This window comes from Carnobacterium sp., from assembly GCF_032094055.1.
In the GTDB taxonomy this organism is placed as follows: Bacteria; Bacillota; Bacilli; order Lactobacillales; family Carnobacteriaceae; genus Carnobacterium_A.
In genome coordinates, this window is sequence record NZ_DAMDAK010000011.1 from 32,299 (window position 1) to 35,879 (window position 3,581).

Annotated in this window: 3 protein-coding genes and 1 pseudogene; 2 read left to right on the forward strand and 2 right to left on the reverse strand. The window is 38.1% G+C overall.

The genetic code is table 11. From position 1 onward, the window contains the following. Positions 1-126: pseudogene (locus RT405_RS03090) on the forward strand (flavodoxin); the annotation flags it as partial. A gap of 71 nt (positions 127-197) precedes the next feature. On the opposite strand, the gene RT405_RS03095 reads toward RT405_RS03090, so the two are convergent. Continuing rightward, positions 198-740 carry a TetR/AcrR family transcriptional regulator gene (locus RT405_RS03095; protein ID WP_313467465.1) on the reverse strand — a complete coding sequence of 181 codons (543 nt, stop codon included), beginning with the start codon at positions 738-740 and terminating at the stop codon, positions 198-200. Between the two features lie 485 nt (positions 741-1,225). Here RT405_RS03095 and RT405_RS03100 point away from each other — a divergent pair, with 485 nt between their 5' ends. Further along, entirely contained in the window at positions 1,226-2,449 is a 1,224-nt protein-coding gene (locus RT405_RS03100) for an aminopeptidase (RefSeq protein WP_313467466.1), read from the forward strand. Positions 2,450-2,673: 224 nt separating this feature from the next. Here the strand turns inward: RT405_RS03100 and RT405_RS03105 are convergent. Then, positions 2,674-3,581: PTS transporter subunit EIIC (locus tag RT405_RS03105; RefSeq protein ID WP_313467468.1), on the reverse strand; the 908-nt coding region annotated here is incomplete at its 5' end.

Consider the following 3,581-nt stretch of genomic DNA (forward strand, 5'->3'; position numbering starts at 1 on the left):
TTCAAAAATGCGGGTGCTGTTGAAGGCGCTGTGAGTGTCAAAGTAGATTTAGATCCAAATGAGGACGACATTGAACACTTCCAAGTTTTTGCAAAATCTTTAGTTGAAAAAGCTGCAGCGTTGTAACAGAGACAGGCTGTCTCGTACTAAGTAAAGAACCGATCTGATTATTCAGACCGGTTCTTTACTTTATTCTATTAAATAACTTTAGCAATCGTTTCTTTTACATTAGCCGTAACGGCTTTTTCGTCAAATTTTATTAACCCTTGGGCTACGAGAGCAGCTGTTCCATAGACCACGATCCATATTTTTTCAAATACTTTCTTCTTTTCTGCTTTTGTTAACTCTTTTGTTTTAGCTTCTTGCTCAAAAGCAGCCAACATAGCCTCAAAAGGAAGAGCATACATCCGATCGGCTCCTAATTCATCTTCTAAAAATAAAGCTCGGAAGAAGACCGGTTCCTCTTTTGCAAAATGAATGTAGTTGAGGCAAGTATTTAACACCGCATCATCTGTTCGTTTCTTTTGAAACACGGTTTCAACTAAATAATCTTTAACTTTTGCAAATAACTCATTTTTCAAATCGTCCATATTTTTAAATTCCAAGTAAATGGGCTGCGTTGAACAGTTCATTGTTTTCGCAATATTCCGGGCTGTAAATCCCTCAAATCCTTCTGTTTTTACAACCTCATATGCTGTATCGAGAATATGCGATTTTAATATTGTTTTCTTTCTAGCCATTTGGGCTCACCTCTTTTTTTATTCCTATTTGGTTATCGTTCTGATTAGTTTCATCAGCATCTGCTTATACTTGAACTATAAAAAACAAACTTATTTCCCCATAGAACATTGTTTCTTGTTGGAAAAGTAAGTTAATCTACTGTGAATTATTCAGTTGCCTGTCTCATTATCCTAGTGTTGTCTCTGATTGTGTGAGTGATGACTTGAACGAGTTGACTTTATTTTATTAGCAGATTTTTAAAACATTTAAATCTATAGGTATTTTATCACTAATGTCATAAAAAAAAAAGCAATTCACCTTTTGCCAAATAGACTCTTATTTTATCAACAAACTGAATAGAATTTTTGGTTTTTTATTTTTTAGGGGAAAGCTCTTAAGAATTTTTCAATTCAACAAATTGTTTCCGCTCTCTTCTTGTGCTATGATTATTAAGTTAACTTGTGTTTCAGCAAGTAAAAAATAGAGTATTGGAGGAAATGATAATATGGTATTACCAAATTTTGATGAGCTTTTAAACAAATATGCTTATGCCATCGTTAAGACAGGAATCAACGTTCAAAAAGGACATACAGTGATTCTTCAAACAGATGTTGATCAAGCACCACTTGCCCGCTTGATTACAAAGAAAGCTTATGAATTAGGAGCTAAAGAAGTTATTGTAAAATGGTCTGATGATATCGTAAACCGCGAACAGTTTATCGGGACTCCACAAGACGTTTTGACTGATATTCCGCAATACAAAATAGATGAATCGTTAGATATGATTGCTAAAGGCGCAAGCCGAATCAGTTTGCGTTCTTCTGATCCAGATGCTTTAGCGGGTGTAGACGGCGAAAAAGTCGCTGCTTATCAAGCAGCTGTTGGGAAAGCCTTAAGCGAACAACGGAAAGCTACACAAGCAAACAAAGTCAGCTGGGTTGTTGCCGCTGCTGCCGGTGCAAAATGGGCAGCTAAAGTCTTCCCTGATTTAGCAACGGAAGAAGAACAAGTAGATGCATTATGGGATGCCATCTTTAAGGCGGTTCATATGTACGATGCTGATCCAATTGCTACATGGGAACAAAAAGATGTGACGTTAAATGAAAAAGCAGACGAATTAAACAAAGAACAATTTTCTGCTTTACACTATACAGCCCCTGGTACAGATTTGACAGTTGGATTACCAGCTAACCACCGTTGGGAAGGCGCCGGCAGTGACAATGTTCGCGGAGAACGTTTCATGGCCAATATGCCGACAGAAGAAGTCTTTACAGCTCCTGATGCCAATCGTGTAGATGGCGTTGTCAGAAGTACTAAACCTTTAAGCTATGCTGGAACCACTATTTTAGATATGGAATTTACTTTTAAAGATGGTAAAGTGGTGAATGTTACTGCTGCAGAAGGCGAAGATGTCTTGAAACGCTTGATTGCAACAGATGAAGGAGCGGCTCATTTAGGTGAAGTAGCTTTAGTACCGGATCCTTCTCCTATTTCACAATCGGGTATTACATTTGACGAAAATGCTTCAAATCATTTAGCTTTAGGTTCGGCTTATGCCTTTAGTTTGATCGGCGGAACAGAAATGTCCGAAGAAGAATTAAAAGCAGCTGGCTTAAACCGCTCTACTGTCCACGTAGACTTCATGATCGGTTCAAAAGACATGGATGTTGATGGAGTTCGGGCAGATGGCAGTACGGTTCCAATCTTCCGCAATGGCGACTGGGCATAATGTAATAAAGATAGAAATGGCTGCTGAATCAAAAATGCAGTTAGGAAGCAACAACAGAGCAGAAAGTGGAAAATTCCATTTTCTGCTCTGCTTTTTTTGGTTGTTCGTAAAGGTTTAAGAATTTTCCCCTCTTCAATTTCCTTCTTTTGTTCATAATAGTAAAAAACATAGAAAACAACCAAATCATTTTGGTGCTTTCTATGCTTTTCCTACTAGTCTTTAAATTAGTCAGCCATTTCTTCCTTTAAATATTGGATTTCGGCAATCTTAACAAATGGTGCATAGATGATGACTGAAATAACTAAGTTAACGGCTGCTAATACCCCGCCAGCAATACTTTGAGTAGCTAAGAAGCCTCCAATAATTGGCGGTGTTACCCATGGCGGCATAGCCGTTGCTACTGGCACCATACCTAATTTTGTTGCACTATAAGCCACTGTTACAAGCACGATTGGTGTCAAGATAAATGGAATGAACATGATCGGATTCAAAACGATTGGCAGACCGAACATCATCGGTTCATTAATATTAAAAAGTCCTGGAGCAGAACTCAAATTCGTGACTACTTTATATGCTTTATTTCGACGTCCGAAGATAAAAATAGCGATAATCAAACCAAGTGTTGCACCTGTTCCGCCTAAGTTAACGAAAGAATCAAAAAACGGTTTATTTACAATATAAGGTGCTGCAAGACCGTTATTGATGGCTTCGATGTTTGATTCAATTGCAGGCGCATTGATCGACTGCATCAAAGGCTCAATCATATTTGCACCATGGAGTCCGAAGAACCACAAGAAAGGTGCAATGAAAGCTAATAAGATAGCTGATGGGAGAGTATTTGCTAATCCCATAAATGGTTGTTGAACTAAATCATAGAAAGAAGTAATGATATCGGTTACACCGAAAGCAAAGAAAATCGTTCTGATCATCCCAAAGATACTGATAGTGATCATTGCTGGGAATAATGCGGCAAATGATTTAGCTACCGCTGGCGGAACTCCTTCCGGCATAGTGATAATCAATTTTTCATTTCCAACTAAACGCGAGAAAATCTCAGCTGTTAATAAGCCGACGATAAGAGCAATAAATAATCCATTTGAAGACATTCCAGTTGCTCCGCCTAAAGCAAAGA